Annotated in this window: 16 protein-coding genes; 4 read left to right on the forward strand and 12 right to left on the reverse strand. The window is 64.9% G+C overall.

Annotated features, from left to right (window positions below; translation table 11 throughout):
- A partial coding sequence (locus tag CH289_RS03065; protein ID WP_143545030.1) for a phosphopantetheine-binding protein occupies positions 1-1,854 on the forward strand: 1,854 nt, incomplete at its 5' end.
- Positions 1,855-2,174: 320 nt separating this feature from the next.
- Here CH289_RS03065 and CH289_RS03070 read toward each other — a convergent pair.
- The 7 genes from CH289_RS03070 to CH289_RS03100 are packed head-to-tail and all read right to left on the reverse strand — an operon-like array spanning position 2,175 to position 8,918.
- The gene (locus CH289_RS03070; protein WP_019663636.1) at positions 2,175-3,065 is read right to left on the reverse strand and encodes a siderophore-interacting protein; all 891 of its coding nucleotides are present in this window, start codon (positions 3,063-3,065) and stop codon (positions 2,175-2,177) included.
- A 30-nt stretch (positions 3,066-3,095) separates the two neighbouring features.
- A complete protein-coding gene (locus CH289_RS03075) occupies positions 3,096-4,043 on the reverse strand; it encodes a methionyl-tRNA formyltransferase (protein ID WP_020113368.1) in 948 nt (315 codons plus the stop codon).
- Positions 4,044-4,103: 60 nt separating this feature from the next.
- Positions 4,104-5,402 carry a lysine N(6)-hydroxylase/L-ornithine N(5)-oxygenase family protein gene (locus CH289_RS03080; RefSeq protein ID WP_020113369.1) on the reverse strand — a complete coding sequence of 433 codons (1,299 nt, stop codon included), beginning with the start codon at positions 5,400-5,402 and terminating at the stop codon, positions 4,104-4,106.
- 39 nt (positions 5,403-5,441) lie between these two features.
- A complete protein-coding gene (locus CH289_RS03085; protein WP_033190005.1) occupies positions 5,442-6,287 on the reverse strand; it encodes an ABC transporter ATP-binding protein in 846 nt (281 codons plus the stop codon).
- On the reverse strand, positions 6,287-7,339 hold the full coding sequence (locus CH289_RS03090; protein ID WP_020113371.1) for a FecCD family ABC transporter permease: 1,053 nt from the start codon (positions 7,337-7,339) through the stop codon (positions 6,287-6,289). The genes CH289_RS03085 and CH289_RS03090 overlap by 1 nt, the downstream gene beginning before the upstream one ends.
- Entirely contained in the window at positions 7,336-8,427 is a 1,092-nt protein-coding gene (locus CH289_RS03095) for a FecCD family ABC transporter permease (RefSeq protein ID WP_033190007.1), read from the reverse strand. Before CH289_RS03095 ends, CH289_RS03090 begins: the two co-directional genes overlap by 4 nt.
- Before the next feature lie 59 nt (positions 8,428-8,486).
- On the reverse strand, positions 8,487-8,918 hold the full coding sequence (locus tag CH289_RS03100) for an HIT family protein (protein ID WP_019663642.1): 432 nt from the start codon (positions 8,916-8,918) through the stop codon (positions 8,487-8,489).
- A 57-nt stretch (positions 8,919-8,975) separates the two neighbouring features.
- On the opposite strand from CH289_RS03100, the gene CH289_RS03105 reads away from it, so the two are divergent.
- Positions 8,976-9,776, forward strand: coding sequence for an HAD-IIA family hydrolase (locus tag CH289_RS03105; RefSeq protein ID WP_019663643.1), 801 nt, complete (start codon positions 8,976-8,978; stop codon positions 9,774-9,776).
- On the opposite strand, the gene purB is transcribed toward CH289_RS03105, so the two are convergent.
- Together purB and CH289_RS03115 are read right to left on the reverse strand one after the other, a co-directional pair.
- Positions 9,762-11,180, reverse strand: coding sequence for an adenylosuccinate lyase (gene purB / locus CH289_RS03110; RefSeq protein ID WP_019663644.1), 1,419 nt, complete (start codon positions 11,178-11,180; stop codon positions 9,762-9,764). The two genes, CH289_RS03105 and purB, sit on opposite strands and share 15 nt — an antisense overlap.
- An 11-nt stretch (positions 11,181-11,191) precedes the next feature.
- Entirely contained in the window at positions 11,192-11,842 is a 651-nt protein-coding gene (locus CH289_RS03115) for a TetR/AcrR family transcriptional regulator (protein ID WP_033190008.1), read from the reverse strand.
- A 54-nt stretch (positions 11,843-11,896) separates the two neighbouring features.
- On the opposite strand from CH289_RS03115, the gene CH289_RS03120 reads away from it, so the two are divergent.
- Positions 11,897-12,889: a threonine aldolase family protein gene (locus CH289_RS03120; protein ID WP_094727226.1), complete on the forward strand. Its 993-nt coding sequence runs from the start codon at positions 11,897-11,899 to the stop codon at positions 12,887-12,889.
- Here CH289_RS03120 and CH289_RS03125 read toward each other — a convergent pair.
- Positions 12,886-14,040 carry a pyridoxal phosphate-dependent aminotransferase gene (locus CH289_RS03125; RefSeq protein WP_094727228.1) on the reverse strand — a complete coding sequence of 385 codons (1,155 nt, stop codon included), beginning with the start codon at positions 14,038-14,040 and terminating at the stop codon, positions 12,886-12,888. The two genes, CH289_RS03120 and CH289_RS03125, sit on opposite strands and share 4 nt — an antisense overlap.
- A gap of 62 nt (positions 14,041-14,102) precedes the next feature.
- On the opposite strand from CH289_RS03125, the gene thiM reads away from it, so the two are divergent.
- Positions 14,103-14,924, forward strand: coding sequence for a hydroxyethylthiazole kinase (thiM, locus tag CH289_RS03130; RefSeq protein ID WP_019663648.1), 822 nt, complete (start codon positions 14,103-14,105; stop codon positions 14,922-14,924).
- 118 nt (positions 14,925-15,042) lie between these two features.
- Here the strand turns inward: thiM and purD are convergent, their stop codons facing one another.
- Entirely contained in the window at positions 15,043-16,293 is a 1,251-nt protein-coding gene (gene purD, locus CH289_RS03135) for a phosphoribosylamine--glycine ligase (protein WP_094727230.1), read from the reverse strand.
- Positions 16,294-16,338: 45 nt separating this feature from the next.
- Complete coding sequence (locus tag CH289_RS03140; protein ID WP_094727232.1) at positions 16,339-18,288, reverse strand: glycosyltransferase family 39 protein; 1,950 nt, start codon at positions 18,286-18,288, stop codon at positions 16,339-16,341.
- Position 18,289: the final 1 nt, after the last annotated feature.

Genomic DNA, 18,289 nt, shown 5'->3' on the forward strand with positions numbered 1-18,289 from the left:
GGCATCACAGGAGAGCTCTACCTCGGCGGCACCCAACTCGCCGACGGCTACATCAACCGACCCGACCTCACCGCCACCCGCTTCATCGCCGACCCCACCACCGGCGCCGGATCAGGTCAGCGCCTCTACCGCACCGGCGATCTCGTCCGCTGGAACCACGACGGGCAACTCGACTACCTCGGCCGCACCGACGATCAGGTCAAGATCCGCGGCTTCCGCATCGAACTCGACGAGATCCGCGTCGTCCTCGAACACCACCCCGCCGTCTCCACCGCCATCGTCATCGCCGCCGAACACCCCGGCGGCACCGGAAAATACCTCGCCGCCTACCACACCGGAAACACCAACCCCGACAACAACACCGACAACAACACCGACGAGGAACTACGGGCCTTCCTCACCGACCGGCTACCGGACTACATGATCCCCACCGTCTTCATCCCCATCGACACCATCCCCGTCACCCCCAACGGCAAACTCGACCACCGAGCACTCCCCACACCCGACCTCACCACCGCCCTCACCGGCGGAACAGCACCCACCACCGCAACAGAAATCACCCTCACCACCATCTTCACCGACGTACTCGGACTACCCAGCGATGCACCCTTGTCCATCGACGACGACTTCTTCCGCCTCGGCGGCGACTCCATCTCGTCGATTCTCGTCGTCTCGAGAGCTCGCCGTGAAGGTTTGCACTTCACCGTGCGAGACGTCTTCGAAAAGCGCACGATCGCGGGTCTGGCCGGGGTCCTGGACATTCCGGAGATCGCGGCAGACCCGATTCCTCTCAGTGCCTCTTCCACGCTCGAACGGCTCCGCGAGGCCGGTGCCGAGCCGAACGATTGGGTCTACACCGAGCTGATCGCGATCGACCGGTCAGCTCTGTCGGGACTGCAGTCCGCGTTCGTCTCGCTTGTGAACAGGACCGATGCATTGCGGATGAGGGTTTCGCCGTTGAACCGTCGGCTGTGGACATCCGAGATCGCGCCCGCCGGAACGGTCGATCTTTCGAAGCAGGTCGTCGAAATCGATCCGGAGACCAGTGACTCCGCCGCAGCCTCTCGCGTCGCATCGTTGATCAGCATCACGGAGGGTCTACCGGCGGCAATCGCAACGTGGAGCACACCCACCCAGAGCTGGTTACTGGTTGCTGCGCATGCCGCGGCTGCCGACCGAGGCTCGGTTCACGAGATCGCCCGTATTCTTACCGGGCACGTCGAGGTTTCGGCGACTGTGTCACTCGAGACCGCGCTGGAAGCGGTCGATACCGCGGGACAGAACCTCGACGGCGAACTCGCGCAGCGTTGGGTCGATGCGACCGGTGTCAGCCGGCTCGGCGATTCGACCATGTGGTCCGACGGCAATCATGCACACATCCGGGCTGACCTGGCGGTCGAGGCATCGGACTTGCCGGAGCTCATCGCCGAGTCTCTTCGCCAGGTTGCACAGAGAGACTCGACAGAGGTGACAGTCGATCTCGAAACGACTATGGCATCACCGCGACCTGCGATCGGGCCGTTCACCGCAACGTGGCCGTACATCAGCGGGCTGTCCGAAGCCGAACGACGACAGTATTCGTTGCTTCGCTACCACAACCGTGCCGGGCGGCGGAGCTTGCGGAAGTCGAGCAATTCCATTGTGCTCGTGACGAACACCGTCGGAAAGCTCGCCGACCCAGGCTCGAGGGAGGGCGTGGAGACCGCGTACCGCTGCGTGATCCGCTTTTCCGTCACCGATGGTTCGGTGGAGCTCGACGTCATCGGGCTGTCGCAGAGCGCGGTGGCAACACTGGGAATCGAGCTGTCCGCACGGTTCGACGCGGCGACCGACGTCAAGCGCAGCCGAGTGTGAAGACGGCGTGGAAGTCAACCAAGTACATTCCAGCCTTCTTCGAGATCCCGGATACACCACCGACACAGCGGATCACGATTCGCAAGAACGCGTGCTCACCACCCTGTCGGCGCTTCCCACTGTGAAGGCAGTCCAAGCCGCTCCCGGACGCGCTGCACGGATTCGTGCGGCTGTGTGGGAGGTCGCACGGCGGGAAGTACGCGCCCGGATCATGCCCTCCGGCTCTCGCAAGCACGAGTGTGCGATCGAATCGTGGTCCTGGAGGGCGGCACCGTGGCCGAAGAGGGCACGCACATCTCTGGCGCACCCACCGAGGACAGTTACAGCCCGGCCTCCTCGAGCATCTCCTCCCAGCGGTTGTCGGCATCTGCTTCTTCGACTCCGGCGTCGATCAGCTGCTGGTACTCACTGTGGAGCTGATCTTCGACGGCTTCGTACTTCTGGAGCCACTCCTCGGCCCTGACGCGCCAGTACCCGATGGTCTCGAACTGCGCGTTGCCGAAGCCTCGTTCTTTGCGCAGGTACTTGCGCACATCCCGGCTCGCAGCCGCTTCGCCCGCAAACCACACATAGCCCGGTCCCTCTGGAAGGCGTTCGGCACGTACGGCGTCGGCCAGCTGCGACGGCGAATGTCCGTTGCCGCCGATCAGCCACTCGATGCTCAGGTCCGCACTCGTCTCGATCGGGATCTTGTCGCCTTCGTCGAGGACTTCCACGACTGCCCGGACAGGAAAGCCGGCCGGCAACTCTTCGACGGCTCGGGACAGAGCAGGCAATCCTGTCAGGTCGGCGACGAGGAGTTGCCATGCAGTGTCACTGGGCGGGTCGTACCAGCCGCGCGGTCCCCATAATCCAATGACGTCACCGGGTGTCGCCGCAAGGGCCCATGCCGCCGCGATTCCGCCCTCGTGAGCGACGAAGTCGATCGTCATTTCCTTGGCGGTCGCGTCCCACACCCGAACCGTGTAGTTGCGATGCTCGGGCTCGTCGATGTCGTGATAGGCCCAGTCGCCGTCCTTCTCGGTCATGGCCGGCGGCTTGTCTTCGCCCTCGGCCGGGAAATAGAGCGAGACGCACTCGTCAGCGGTGCCATTCGATGTGTAGTCGGCCAATCCGTCGCCGCCGAATACGACGCGCACGAGCGAGGGAGAAATACGCTTCGCGCTCACCACCTCGGCGTAGGAGAAGCGCTGCAATCCTTTGATCGCCACGTGAAACCTTTCCGATATAGATTGTCCGATTCAGCGTGAATCGGCTGTGAGGTACCCGCCGCCGCTCGGAAAGTATTCGAGCGCAGAGCATTCCGTGCCGTCGCTGCTTCGGACACGGTCGATGACGAGGGCGTGATTACGGCCACGGTGGGCGTCGGGGCCGGCGACGATGGCCATTCCGTCGCCTTCGCGGATGAACACCCTGCCTGGCGTCCCGCCGTAGATGCCTTCCGACACGTGAGCCTGTACGACCGAAATACGCTCACCGCGGTAGTAGGTGAACGCGTTCGGGTACGGATCCGACATCGCTCGCACCAGCCGGTCGATGTCCGACGCCTCCCACGACCAGTCGATCAGACTGTCGGTTTCGTGCCGCTTGTGAAAGAAGGTGCGTTGCGCGAGGTCTTGGGGACGCCACTGTGCGGTGCCGGACTCGATGCGCTCGAGTGCTTCGAGCAGCACGCCGGGAATCAGATCGATGGTGGCCCGTACCAACTCCGTTGCAGTGTCTCGGGGTCCGATCGGGATTGCAGCCTGGGTGAGGACGTCACCGGTGTCGAGTTCGCCGTCCATTCGGTGCGCGGTCAGTCCTACTTCCTCGGCACCGCTGATCAGCGCCCACGCAATCGGGGAGAAACCAGTGAACCTCGGAAGCAGCGAGTCGTGGAGATTGAGCGTTCCATGCGGTGGGTGGGCAAAAATTTCCGGCGGCAACCAAGTACGCCAATTGTTGGCGACGATGATGTCCGGCTTCCAGGCCTGGATCTGCTCCTGCATCGTTGCATCCGGACGGCGAGCAAGATGGACGGGAACGTCGTGTTCGCGAGCCAGGTCCTCGACGGAATCGGCCCAGATGCTTTCGTACACTTGGTCGCTGGTCGGATGCGTGACAACACCTACCACGTCGTGCACGGAGTCGATCAGGGACTGCAGGGTCTTGTGCCCCCAGGTCTGGTAACCGAACATCACCACTCGCATGGCCAACCTTTCTTCGAAACGACATCGAACAAGGAGCGTCGAACAACTGGAGCAGTCTCCCTATCGATTCCCGCTCACGAGGGCGAAGCGTCTCAACTCGAAAGAATCCACGAGCTCCCCGGATCGCACGGCGATGTTGGACAACAGGGATGATGTGAGTCCGTGAGAGTGCTCGGTACCACCCTGCAGGTAGATTCCGCCGGTGATGTGGGACGACGTCCGTAGCCGGTAGTCTCGCTCCACTTCCGGCGTGCCGTCGGTTGCGAATACACAGTCGTCGGCAAGTGTGCCGAGGATCCCGTGGAGGTCGAGCGGACGAAAGCCCGTCGCATACACCACAGCGTCGCAGGTGAGCGTTTCTTCGCGCCCCGTCGGACGGTGCAACACAGTAACTTCCACGCCACCGTCGGTCTCTCGCGGGACACTCACCTCGGACGCACCGCGGACGAACAATCGACGTCTGCCCGTCACTCGCTCGGTGTATTCGCGGTTGTACAGTTCCTCGATCAAAGGCAGATCCACCGCTGAGTAATTGGTGCTTCGGTGGTAGGCGATCAACTGCTCGCGGAGCTGGGGGGTGGAGACGTAGAAATCGTCCACGGCCTCTGGATCGAAAACCCGGTTTGCGTAGGGACTGTCGTCGGCGGGGCTGTAGCCGTACTTTCCGAACACACCGTGAACCTCAGCGTCCGAGTAGCGCTCATGGAGGTAAGCGACGACCTCGGCGGCGCTCTGACCGGCACCGACGACAACGAATCTTCCATGGGGCGTCGACGGCAACGAATCCAGATGATCGAGGACACGATGGTTGTGGAATACACGTGCACCCGAGGTGACTCCGTCCGGCAGAGTAGCCGTCAGTCCGCCTGCCAGCACCACGTTGCGCGCACGCAGTAGGCCATCACCTTCCGCGCCACTGACGCGTACCTCGAACAGCTCACCGTTCCACGACACCTCGGTGGCCGTGCTCCCGTACAACACGTCCGCGTCGACTTTGTCGGCCGACCACCGCAGGTAGTCGTGAAATTCGATGCGCGAGGGAAAGAACGTCTGCAAGTTGATGAAGTGGTTCAATCGATCTCGCTGCCGGAGGTAGGCAAGGAATGTGTACTCGCTGCGAGTGTTCCGCTGCGTCGCGAGATCCTTGAGAAAAGAAATCTGCATCGTGGCATCTGGAAGGAGCATTCCCGGGTGCCACGTGAACTCCGGTTGACGCTCGACGAAAGCAGACGTGATCTGTTCGCTCTCGGACACCGCTTCGTTGCGTTCGGCCAGCGCGATGGCCAGCCCCAGGTTCGATGGGCCGTATCCGACGCCGAGAATGTCCACCACGTCGCGAGCGCTGTTCACCTTGGGCACGTGCCGTCCTTAGTCAGTCGAGGGATCAACCAGCTAAGCCTAACCTATCTTCATGTCCAAATGTCTAGGCCGACCAACTCGCGCCAGCGGAATGACCAACGGAGTGTGCGACTCGGGATCTTCGATGATGCGGCACGGCAACCCGAAGACGGACTCGACGAGTTCCGCCGTGATGACCTCCGCCGGACGCCCGCTGGTCACCACCTCACCGTTCTTCATCGCGATGATGTGATCGGCGTAGCGGCAGGCGTGATTGAGGTCGTGGAGCACCGCGACCATGGTGTTTCCCTGCTCGCGGTTGAGCTGGGAGCACAGTTCCAGCAGATCTATCTGATGCGCGATGTCGAGGAACGTCGTCGGCTCGTCCAACAGCATCAACGGGGTCTGCTGCGCCAACACCATCGCAACCCACACTCGCTGACGCTGTCCGCCGGACAACTCGTCGACGAGCCGGCCGGACAGTTCGGTCACCCCGGTCGCGTTCATCGCGAACACCACGGCGGCCTCGTCGTCCCTCGACCACTGCTTGATCAGCTTCTGATGCGGGTATCGTCCTCGCGCAACCAGATCCGCGACGGAGATGCCGTCGGGTGCGATCGATGTCTGGGGCAACAGCCCGAGCCGACGTGCGACTTCCTTCGCCGGATAGGAGCTGATGGCCTTGCCGTCGAGCAGGACGGTGCCTGCCTCGGGCTTCAGCAGCCGCGACAGCGCACGCAGAAGCGTCGACTTTCCACACGCGTTGGGTCCGACGATGACGGTGAACTTGCCGTCGGGAATCTCGACGGAGAGGTTCTCGCTGATGACGCGTTTGTCGTACCCGATGGTCACGTTGTCGGCGTACAGCCGGGCCTTGGCCCGCACCCGAGTCCCCGTATTCGACATCACTGTTTTCTACCTTCCCGAGCCAACAACCAGACGAAGTACGCGCCGCCGATGGACACCGTGACGACGCCGACGGGCAACTGCGTCGGCGCGAACAGACGCTGAGCCGCGAAGTCGCTGAGCACCAACAGAAACGCGCCCATGACCGCCGACGGCAGCAACGCGACCCCTGCCGTTCTGGTCAGCCGTCGAACCAGCTGAGGGGCGGCGAGCGCGATGAACGAGATGGGACCTGCGGCTGCGGTCACCAGCGCCGTCAGCGCAACGCCGAGCACCATGAGGATCAACCGTGTCGGCTCGGCGCTGATACCGAGGGCCTTGGCTGCGTCGTCGCCCATCTCGAGCATCGGCAATCTCTTGCCGACGACCGCGATGGCAGGCGTCAGAACCACCAGAACCAGCACGACGGGTCCGACCTGCGCCCACCCCAGCCCGTTGAGACTGCCCGCACCCCACACGGCCGCGGCCATGGCGTCGGCGAGATCGGCCTTGATGATCAGCCACGTGTTGACCGACGCGAGCACGGCGCTGATGGCGATTCCCACGATGATCAGCCGAAACCCCTGCACACCCTTCTTGAACGCCAGCAGATACACCACTGCAGCCGTGCAGATTCCGCCGATCAGCGCTCCCGCTCCGGTCTGGTAGTAGCCACCGCCGAGCGTCAGGATGACGATCAACGCACCGGTGTACGCACCCGTGTCGAACCCGATGATGTCCGGGCTTCCCAGAGGATTTCGTGTCAAGGACTGAAAGATCGCCCCCGACACCCCCAGGGCGCCACCGAGCAACAGTGCGAGCGCGACACGAGGGAACCGCCACTCCATCACCACCAGTTCGGTGAACCGCGGCGCATCGGAGAACAGCGCCTGCAGAACCCCGCCCGGCGGAATGTAGTAATCACCCGACCCGAGTGCAACGACCGACACCACCAGCGACAGTGCGACCAGAACGGCGCACACCACCACGGTCCTGACGTCGATGCGTCCACTGACCTCGTCGTCGGCGAGACGCAGAATACGAACTCGCCGACCGAAATCCACCGTGCTCACAGCCCACTCACCTTCTTGCGTCGAACCAGAAGGATGAGGACCGGAGCGCCGACGAAGGCGGTGACGATGCCGACCTGCAGTTCACCCGGCCGGATGACGAGACGGCCGACGACGTCGGACAACAGCAGCAGGCAGGGCGCGGCCGCGACGGTGTAGAGCAGGATCCAGCGTTGGTCGGGCCCGACGAACCAGCGGACCATGTGCGGGATCATCAGTCCGACGAAGCCGATGGGGCCTGCGGCTGCGGTGGCGGCGCCGGCGAGCAACGTGACGGCGACGATGCCGATGGTGCGGGTGTGGGTGACTTTCGCACCGAGGGATTGAGCCAGGTCGTCGCCCAGGGCGATTGCGTTCAGCGGCCGTGCGATGACGAGGGCGAGGATCAGTCCGACGAGTACGAAAGGTCCGATGGCGAACGAGATGTCGAGGCCTCGACCGGACAGCGAACCTGCGCCCCAGAATCTCATCTTGTCGAACGCCTCCGGGTCGAGCAGGAGCATGCCGGAGGTGATACCGCCGAGAACCGCGGCCAGCGCAATTCCGGCCAGAGTCAATCTAATCGGCGTCGCGCCTGCTCGTCCCATGGACCCGAGCGCGTAGACCGCGACCGTGGCCAGAATCGCACCGAGGAACGCGAACCAGATGTAGGACCAGATACCGGTGAAGCCGAGCGCACCGACCGCGAGGGCCACGAAGAACGCAGCTCCGGCGTTGACACCGAGAATCCCCGGGTCCGCCAAGGGATTACGGGTCATGGCCTGGATCAGCGCTCCACTGACGCCGAGTGCGATTCCCACGATGAGACCGAGAACCGTTCGCGGGACTCGGAGTTCGCGAATGATGACGGCGTTGTTCGAGTCGTCGTACGCGAACAGTCCGTTCCACACCTCGTTCAGTGGAATGTACTTGGTACCGACGGCGATGCTGAGCAGGCAGATCGCTGCAAGGAGCGCGATGACGACGACAAGACCCGCGGTGCGTCTGGCGTTGGTCTTGGCAAGCCCTCCGGGAGTGCTCGGCGTCTCGAGCCGGCCTGCGACAGGCGCTTCCGGGTCTCCGGAGTCACCCGCCTTCACTACCGTCGTCATCGTGGTGCTCCCGGAATACCTGTCCTACTCGAATTAGGTACACCTTACACAGGCACGGCTTACCTACCCGCGGCACCCAATGCGCGAGAGATGTCGCCTGCCTGCGCGTCGAGTTCGGAGCGTTGCGGCGACGTCGGGCGCGCCCGAAGACCGAAACCGTCCCCTACGGTCCGCGGGATGACGTGCAGGTGGACGTGGAAGATCTCCTGACCCGCCACTTCTCCGTCGGCGAGGAAGAAGTTGACGCCCGCGATACGCGGATTCGTCGCCCGCAGCGCGGCCGCGACTTTCTGCCCGACGACGAACAGGTGTGCCCCCACGTCGGGCTCGAGTTCGGCGAGGGACCTCGCTTGTTGCCTGGGAACGACCAGGACGTGGCCTCTGGTGACCGGTCGGATATCCATGAACGCCACCGCGACATCGTCGGAGTACACGAGGCTGGATTCGGCGTTCCCGGCAATGATTTCGGCGAAGATCGTGTACGGATTCATACTTCGCCAGTCTAGGCAGAGACTGCGACCTCCTTGCGCCCCGACTAGAGTTCGGCCATGGGATTGTTGGGCGGGGTTCTCTTCGACATAGACGGCGTGCTGGTCACGTCGTGGCAGCCCGTTCCAGGTGCTGCCGAGGCACTGGACTATCTGGACAGCAAGGACATCGCACGCGCCTTCCTCACCAACACCACGTCGAAGACCAGATCCCAGATCGCCGACGCGTTGACCGAAGCAGGCCTGCCGGTCCACGCCGACGAGATCGTGACCGCGTCGTCCTTGACGGCCGATTACCTGCGTCAGACCTACCCTGGGGCGCGCACGGTCCTGATCAACAACGGGGACATCGCCGGGGACATGCCGGGCATCGAATTCGTCGACGAGGGCGACGGCGATCCGGACGTGGTGGTCGTCGGCGGCGCGGGTCCCGAATTCACCCACGAACGCCTCAGCCGCGTCTACGACTGGCTCTGCCGAGGAATTCCCGTCGTTGCGATGCACCGAAGCCTGATGTGGACGACGGGTGCCGGTCTACGCATCGACACCGGGATGTACCTGGCGGGGATGGAGAAGGCGTCGGGGCACACGGCGAAAGCCATCGGCAAGCCCGCACCGCTCGGATTCCAGACTGCTGCCGAGCGCATGGGCGTCGACCCGGTGGACGTCGTGATGGTCGGCGACGACCTGGACAACGACGTGCTGGCGGCTCAGGTCGTGGGTATGACGGGTGTGCTCGTCCGCACCGGAAAGTTCCAGCAGGACGTGCTCGACCGCCGATCCAAGCAGGAATTCGGGCTGCAACCGAACCACGTCATCGGCTCGGTCGCAGACCTTCCCGGTGTCCTAGAGAATCGGTGACGGCGAGTACTTCGCTGCCGACGGGAACTGGCTGACGAGCGTCTCCACATCGGAGACAACAGCCGCCACCTGCGCTTCCGCAGATCCGATGAATGCGGACTTGTCCGCGAGGGCGGCGTCGAGCGCATCCCGATCCAGCGGAATCCGATCGTCGGCCGCCAGGCGATCGAGCAGGTCGGGCTCCTGGCCCTGCTCCCGCATCGCAAGCGCGACGGCCACCGCGTGTTCCTTGATGGCCTCGTGCGCGGTCTCGCGGCCGACGCCGGCGCGCACGGAGGCCATGAGCACCTTCGTCGTGGCCAGGAACGGCAAGTAGCGCTGCAGTTCCTTGGCGATGACGGCCGGGTACGCGCCGAACTCGTCGAGCACGGTCAGGAACGTCTCGATCATGCCGTCGATGGCGAAGAACGCGTCGGGAAGTGCCACTCGGCGGACGACCGAGCAGAAGACGTCGCCTTCGTTCCACTGTGCACCGGCGAGTTCGGCGGCCATCGATCCGTACCCGCGGAGCACGACCTGCAGACCGTTGACGCGCTCGCAGGAGCGGGTGTTCATCTTGTGCGGCATCGCCGACGACCCCACCTGGCCCGGCTGGAAGCCCTCGGTGACCAGCTCGTGGCCCGCCATCAACCGAACGGTGTGTGCGAACGACGAAGGTCCCGCACCGAGCTGGACGAGTGCAGAGACGACCTCGTGATCGAGGGAACGCGGATACACCTGACCGACGCTCGTCAGGACGTGCCGGAAACCGAGGTGATCGGCGACGATCCGCTCGAGCGCGGTCAGCTTGGCCGAGTCGCCGCCGAACAGATCGAGCATGTCCTGCGCGGTGCCCATCGGGCCCTTGATTCCGCGAAGCGGGTAGCGCGCGATCAGTTCCTGCAGGCGGACCAGAGCGATCAGCGTCTCGTCCGCGGCGGATGCGAAACGCTTGCCGAGCGTTGTCGCCTGGGCTGCGACGTTGTGGCTTCTTCCCGCCATCACGATCGACGAGTACTCGGCCGCCTTCTCCGCGAGCCTGGCTGCGACGGCGACACCGTGTGCGTGGATGTGCTGGAGGGACCGCAGAATCTGCAGCTGCTCGACGTTCTCGGTCAGGTCGCGGCTGGTCAGACCCTTGTGGATGTGCTCGTGGCCGGCCAGAGCATTGAACTCCTCGATGCGTGCCTTCACGTCGTGGCGCGTCACGCGCTCACGCTCGGCGATGGACTGCAGGTCCACCTGATCCAGCACGCGTTCGTAATCTGCGACGGCGGAGGACGGAACGTCGACTCCCAGGCTGGACTGAGCCTTGAGGACCGCGATCCAGAGCTGGCGCTCGAGCACGATCTTGTGTTCCGGAGACCAGAGGTCCACCAGTTCGGGGCTGGCGTAACGGGTGGCGAGGACATTCGGAATGGTCACGACTGCCCAGTCTAGCTAGCCCCGGCAGGAGCGAGAACGTCGAGGACTGCGAGAAGCATCGACGACGCCATGGCCCGCGGTTCCGGGTCGACTTCGCCGAGAGCTCCGACCACCGCCCCGTCGACTACAGCGACGAGGCGGCGGAGTTGCTGCTCCTGCACGATTCGACCGGATCTGCGCAGGACGTCGGTCAGTAGGTCGTCGGTCTGCGCGCGCAGCCGCAGCTGAACTTCGCGGAGCTGCGGATGACGGGCGGAGGCGATGAAACGCTCGTACCGCGCGATCAGGCGTTCGGGACCGTCGTCGACCGCGCCCTGGGGCCCGATGAGGAGGTCGACGATCAGGGCGACCGTCGAATCGGTGTCGTGCGCCAGGTCTCCCAGCGAATCGATCCGGCCGCGCATCACTTCGAGTTCCCGTGTCCCCAGAAGCTCCACGGCACAGGCGATCAGATCACCCAGCGACTCGAAATAATAGGTCGTCGACGCCAGTGGCAGTCCTGCTTTCGCGGCAACGGCACGGTGACGCACCGCGTCGAATCCGCCTTCCACCAGCAGATCTGCCGCTGCGCACGCCAGTGCGTGCCGTCGACGCTCCCCTTTCGGGGTCGCACCCGACGCCTTGCTCGGCGAATCGGTGTGGCCTGCTGACATTCGAATCATGGTGCCAGCCCGCGTCGGTTCTTCTGGGGTAAACGGTGTGGAATCCTGAAGATCATGCACTTTTCGACCATCGACCTCCGTTCGGACACCGTGACGCGGCCTTCGCCGGAGATGCGGCAGGCGATGTACGACGCCGAGGTGGGCGACGATGTTCTCGACCACGACCCCACCATGGCCCGGCTGGAGGAGCGTGTTGCGGACGTTCTCGGGTACGAGAGTGCGCTGTGGGTGCCCAGCGGATCGATGGGAAATCTGATCGCGCTGATGATGCACCTGAGGCGGGGTGACGCATTCCTCGCGCCGGAACACGCGCACGTCCTCGATTCCGAGTTGGGCACGGCCGCGTGGCTCGCCCAAGGCATGCCTCGAATCCTGCCGCACGACGCGGGACCGGGACGCCCGACGTCCGAGACCGTCGCCGCAGCGGTGTCCGACGGCCCGTACTTCACGTTGACCACGACGCTGCTGTGCCTCGAGAACACCCACAATTTCGCCGGCGGGGCCGTGTTCGACGCCGAGGAATGGGCGGCCCTGCTGGCCGCGGCCCGCGAGAGGGGCCTGACGGTGCACCTCGACGGCGCACGCGTGTGGAATGCGGCCGTGGCGCTCGGAGTCCCGGTCTCGGATCTGACGCGCGGCGCCGACACCGTCCAGGTGTGCTTGTCCAAGGGATTGGGTGCACCGGTGGGTTCGATGCTCGTTTCCGACGCCGCCCGCATCACCGAAGCCAGGCGCATCCGCAAGATGCTCGGCGGAGGAGTGCGACAGGGCGGAGTACTCGCCGCGGCGGGCCTGGTGGCACTGGATACCGTCGACTCCCTCGCCGACGACCACGCCCATGCCCGTCTCCTCGCCGACGGTCTCCGCGAACGCGGCTGGACCGTCGACGAACCCCAGACCAACATCGTTCTCGCCGACGGACCTCTGACCGTCGCGGAGCTCGCCGATCTCGGGATAGCCGCGGTCGGCGTCGTCGGACGAACACGATTCGTCACCCACCGAGACGTCTCACGATCCGACATCGAGGATGCCCTGAGCCGGCTCTAGAGCACAGGCGCGAGGCGAGTCAGCGCCTCTTCGACGTGCTCGGTGGTTCCGGCGAACGAGAACCTGACGGTGTGGTGGCCGTGCACGGTGTCGAAATCCACGCCGGGGGCGAGAGCCACACCGGTCTCGGCGAGGATGCGCTCGCACCACGCCCGTGAGTCCTGCGTCAGGTGACCGATGTCCGCGTAGGCGTAGAACGCTCCATCGGCGGGCGCCAGGTCGGTGACACCGGCCGCGGTCAATCCGTCGAGCAGGATCCGCCGGTTGACGGCGTAGCGCCGGACGTGACCGTCGAGCTCGGCGCGCGACTCTTCGGTGAACGCCGCGACGGCCGCTACCTGCGAGATCGCAGGCGGGCACACGGTCATGTTCGACGCCAGGCGCTCCACCGCGCGGTGCAGGTGCGACGGCAGCAGCATCCACCCGAGCCGCCACCCCGTCATCGAGAAGTACTTGGACACCGATCCGATGACGACCGACGAGGTGCGCGAGGTCTCCCACGCGCTCGACGTCGTCACGTCCCCGTAGGAAATACCGTGGTAGATCTCGTCGGAGATCAGGAGGGTTCCGTTGGCCTCGCACCACCGGGCGATCGCGGCCAACTCGTCGGCGTCGACGATCGTTCCCGTCGGGTTGGCGGGACTGGCGATGATCAGGCCCTTCGGCGGCTCGGGGAGTTCTTCGAGCATCGCTACGGTCGGCTGGAATCGCGACTCGGCGCCACAGTCCAGCTCGACCACGCGGCAGCCGAGGGCAGCGAGAGTGTTTCGGTACGCGGGATACCCCGGACGGGCCATGACCACGGTGTCCCCGACATCGAACGCAGCGAGGAACAGCAGCGTGAACGCGCCGGACGATCCAGTCGTCACCACGACCTCGTCGGGGTGCACGTCGATGTTCGACTCGGCCGAGTGATACGCCGCGATCGCTTCCCGAAGCGGCAGAATGCCGAGAGTTTCCGTGTACCCGAGCAGATGACCGTCCAGGGCCTCCCGAGCAGCCCGCAGCACGGGTGCCGGCGCAGGCGTCGACGGTTGCCCCGCAGCAAGCGACAGCACGTCCCCATGCGTTCGAGTTCTCACAGCAGCAGCCTTGAACACATCCATGACGTGAAAGGGCTGAATCTCGGACCTGGACGACGGAGTACGCACGCGATCGAGGTTATCGCTACGTTCGTGGGGTACGCCTGCCCAACCATCCGAGGTCGATTCGCATGACACACCCCACCGCACACACCGTCGCCGATGCCCTCGACGCACTGCGCGAGACGACCCCGTTGGTTCAGTCACTCACCAACGTCGTCTCGGCGAACTTCGTCACCAACGTCCTCCTGGCGGCGGGTGCGAGCAACGCACACATCGACAACGTGCACGAAGCTGCCGCATTCGCCGCGATCGCAGGTGGGGTACTGATCAATCTCGGCACCCCCGATGACGGCACTGCCGAGGCCTTCGTTCTCGCCGCCGACGGCGCGGTGGCAGCCGGAACACCCTGGGTACTCGACCCCGTCGGTGTCGGCGGGCTTCCGTGGCGCACGTCCCTGGCTGCCGACCTGCTCACCCGGCGCCCGACGGCTGTCCGCGGCAACGCTTCCGAGATCGTCGCACTCGCAGGCCTGGGCAGCTCGACACGCGGAGTCGACAGCTCGGTCGATTCGAAAGACGCCGTACCGGCCGCGATCGCATTACTCGACCACGCTGACGCGGTGTCCGCCTCCGGACCGATCGACTACCTCGTCGGGCGCAGCAACAACGGTCCAGTGGGCCTCACGGTCGCCGGTGGCAGTCCCCTTCTGACCAAGGTCACGACAACGGGATGCTCGCTGGGCGCTCTCGTCGCTGCCTACCTGGCCGTCACCCCGGATTCGCTGACCGGACTCACCGCCGCACACACGCACGTGGCGGTGGCAGCGGAGGTGGCGGAACACACGTCGTCGGGGCCCGGATCTTTCTCGGTGGCCTACCTCGACGCCCTTGCCTCGGTCACCCCGGACGACATCCGTGCGCGGGCACGGATCGAGCCGCTTGAGTTGTAACCGGTTCATCCACAGGCGTTCTCGTCAGCGCAGCAGGGGTGCCTGACGCTCCATTCCTTCGACGGATACGCGGTTTCCTGCGCATTCGACTCGATAGTGGAGCATCAGGATCGGGTCCTCAGAGTGAGATGCGCCCTTCGAGCGCAGCGAGGCCGATGTCGGTGCGGTAGTGACTGCCCGGCAATTTGATTGCGTCGATTTTGGCGTAGGCGTCCGCTCTGGCCTCTGCCAGGTCCGCGCCCGAACCGACGACGCTGAGCACGCGGCCGCCGGCGGAGACGACTGCGCCGTCCTTGTGCCCGGTGCCTGCGTGGAGAACACCGTCGGCATCCACACCCGTGATGACGTCGCCCGTACGCGGACGGCCGGGGTAGTTCTCGGCTGCGACCACCACGGTCACGGCCGAGCCGTTCTTCCACTGCAGCGGCTCGAGCGAGTCGAGCGTGCCGGTGGCCGTTGCGTTCAGGGCCTCGCCCAGCGGGGAGTCCAACAAGGCGAGCACTGCCTGGGTCTCGGGATCGCCGAAGCGGCAGTTGAATTCGACGACTGCCGGTCCTTGCGATCCGATCGCCAGTCCCGCGTACAGCAGACCGGAGAACGGTGAGCCACGCCGCACCATCTCGGCGGCAACGGGCTCGACCACCTCGGTGACGATCTGCTGAACGACGGACTCGGGCAGCCACGGAAGCGGGGTGTAGGCGCCCATGCCACCGGTGTTGGGACCGGTGTCCCCGTCGCCGACGCGCTTGTGATCCTGCGCCGGAAGAAGCGGAACCACTGTCTCGCCGTCGACGAGGCAGAACAGCGACACCTCGGGTCCGTCGAGGAACGATTCCAGCAACACCGGATGCCCGGTCTCGAGCAACTCGGCAGCGTGATCGCGGGCCGCGAGGCGATCGGTGGTGACCACGACGCCCTTGCCCGCCGCGAGCCCGTCGTCCTTGACGACCCAGTTGGGGCCGAAACGATCGAGAGCTTCGTCGAGCTTCGCCGGCGAATCGACGATTTCACTGTGCGCCGTCCGCACACCCGCTGCCGCCATGACGTCCTTGGCGAACGCCTTGGAACCTTCGATTCGAGCAGCGTCGGCCGACGGTCCGAACGTGGCGATACCGGCCTCACGCAGAGCATCGGCAACACCGAGCACGAGCGGGACCTCGGGACCGATGACCACGAGATCTGCCTCGACCTTGCGAGCCAGCTCGGTCACCGCTGCACCCGACGCCACGTCGACGGGATGCTGCTCGGCGATAGACGCCGTGCCTGCATTGCCGGGAGCGACCAGCAGTTTGCTGACCTTAGGGTCCTTGCTCAGCGCAAGGAGAAGGGCGTGCTCACGAGCACCTGAACCGATTACGAGTACGCGCACAGTGCATCAGACTATCGGCTCGACTCCCATCGGAGAAAAAGATGGTCAGCTCAGGTCGTACAACGTCACACCGTCGACGGTAGTGGCCGTGTAATTCGCCGCGACCCACTCGGAGATCTCGGCGGACGTGCCGGAACTGGACCCACCCATCCCTCCACCTGCGATGAAGTAGTGGATCTCACTGTTGGCCACGTACTCCTTGAACTGCTCGAGCGTCGGCGACGGGTCGGTGCCGTTGAATCCGCCGATCGCCATGACGGGGTCCTCGGTCGCCAGCTGATAACCCGACGCACTGTTGGATCCGATGGCTGCCGCGACCCAGGTGTAGGAGTCTGTGTCGTGTTCGAGCAACGAGGTGATCGCCTCGGTCGGGGTGCTGCCGCTGAGGAGTCCACCGGCCCCGCCCATGCCACCGCCGGGAAGCCCTGCAGGCATCTGACCGTCCTGCATCGGGAAGCCCTGCATCCGAGATTGACCGTCGCGGGTCCGGCCGTCGCCCATTCCGCGGCCACCGCCCATACCGCCTGGACCGCCCATTCCTGTCGACGGCCCGGCCGAGACGATGGATCCGGTGTGCGGGGTCGCGATGGTGTCGAGTGCGTACGCGGTCGGGCCCGCAAGGCCCGCGAACATCACTGCGAGAATGGCTGCGACAGAAAGTTTTCCACGTGTCATCGCCGGGATGAGCAGTGTGACCGCGCCGAGGACGCCGACGACGAGGATCGCCCACCGAAGCCACGGCACGAAGTCCGCACTGCGGCCGAGCAGAACCCAGGCTGTCGCCACGGCGGCGAGGGTCGACACTGCCATGGCGATGCGCACCCAGTACCGCTCGCGGTTGCGCCACGCCAGCACGCTGCCCGCGCCGATCAGTGCTGCCACAGCAGGTGCCAGTGCCACCGTGTAATAGGAGTGGAAGATGCCCGCCATGAAGCTGAACGTCAGACCGGTGACCAGCAACCACAGGCCCCACACCGTCAAGGCCGCGCGCTGAGGATCGGTGCGGCGAACACGTCCTCGGATCACGAGGCCGACGACCAACAGGATCAGCGCCGACGGGATGAGCCATGCGATCTGACCGCCCTGCGAGGAGTCGAACATGCGCGTGATGCCGGTTTCACCCCACATGCCACCTCCTGCACCGCCGCCCGGGGTCACGCTTCCGGTTTCCTCACCGTTGAGGCGGCCGAGACCGTTGTATCCGAGGGTCAGTTCGAGGATGGAGTTGTCCTGCGAGCCCCCGATCCAGGGCCGTGACGACGCCGGCCACAGTTCGACGACGAGTAGCCACCAGCCGGCCGACACGATCGCCGCGCCCAATGCGGCAAAGAGCTGCATCAGCCTGGTGACCAACTTCGGCCGGCCGAAAGCGAGGTACATCAACGCGATCGGCGGAATGACGAGCATCACCTGGAGCTGCTTGGTCAGGAACCCGAACCCGACGAACACTCCGGTGAGCACGAGCCACCGAGTACGCCCGTTCTCGACGGCCCGCATCGATGCCCACACCGCGGCGATCATCAGCAGCACCAGCAGGGCGTCGGGATTGTTGAAGCGGAACATCAGTGCCGCAACGGGAGTGACTGCGAGGGTCAGTCCGGCGAGGAGACCGGCGGCGGAACCGAACTGACGACGAATGGTCGCCCACAGAAGCGCGACCGAACCGACGCCCAGCAGTGCTTGCGGGATCAGCATCGCCCAGGAGCTGAGTCCGAAGACTCGAACCGACAACGACATCAACCACAACGACATGGGTGGTTTGTCGACGGTGATGGAATTTGCCGCGTCCGACGAGCCGAAGAAGAACGCTTTCCAGGACACCGAACCGGCCTGCACTGCCGCGGAGTAGAACGAGTTCGCCCAACCGGACGCGCCGAGGCCCCAGATGTAGGCCACGGCCGTACCCACCAACAGCACTGCAAGACCGATCCATTCCCATCGAGAGTGCGTCTCCTGGGTGGGTTCCTCGACGGGTCGTTGCATCAGCGTCGTCATT

Origin of the sequence: Rhodococcus sp. RS1C4, assembly GCF_002258225.1 — a bacterium.
Classification (GTDB): Bacteria; Actinomycetota; Actinomycetes; order Mycobacteriales; family Mycobacteriaceae; genus Rhodococcoides; species Rhodococcoides fascians_E.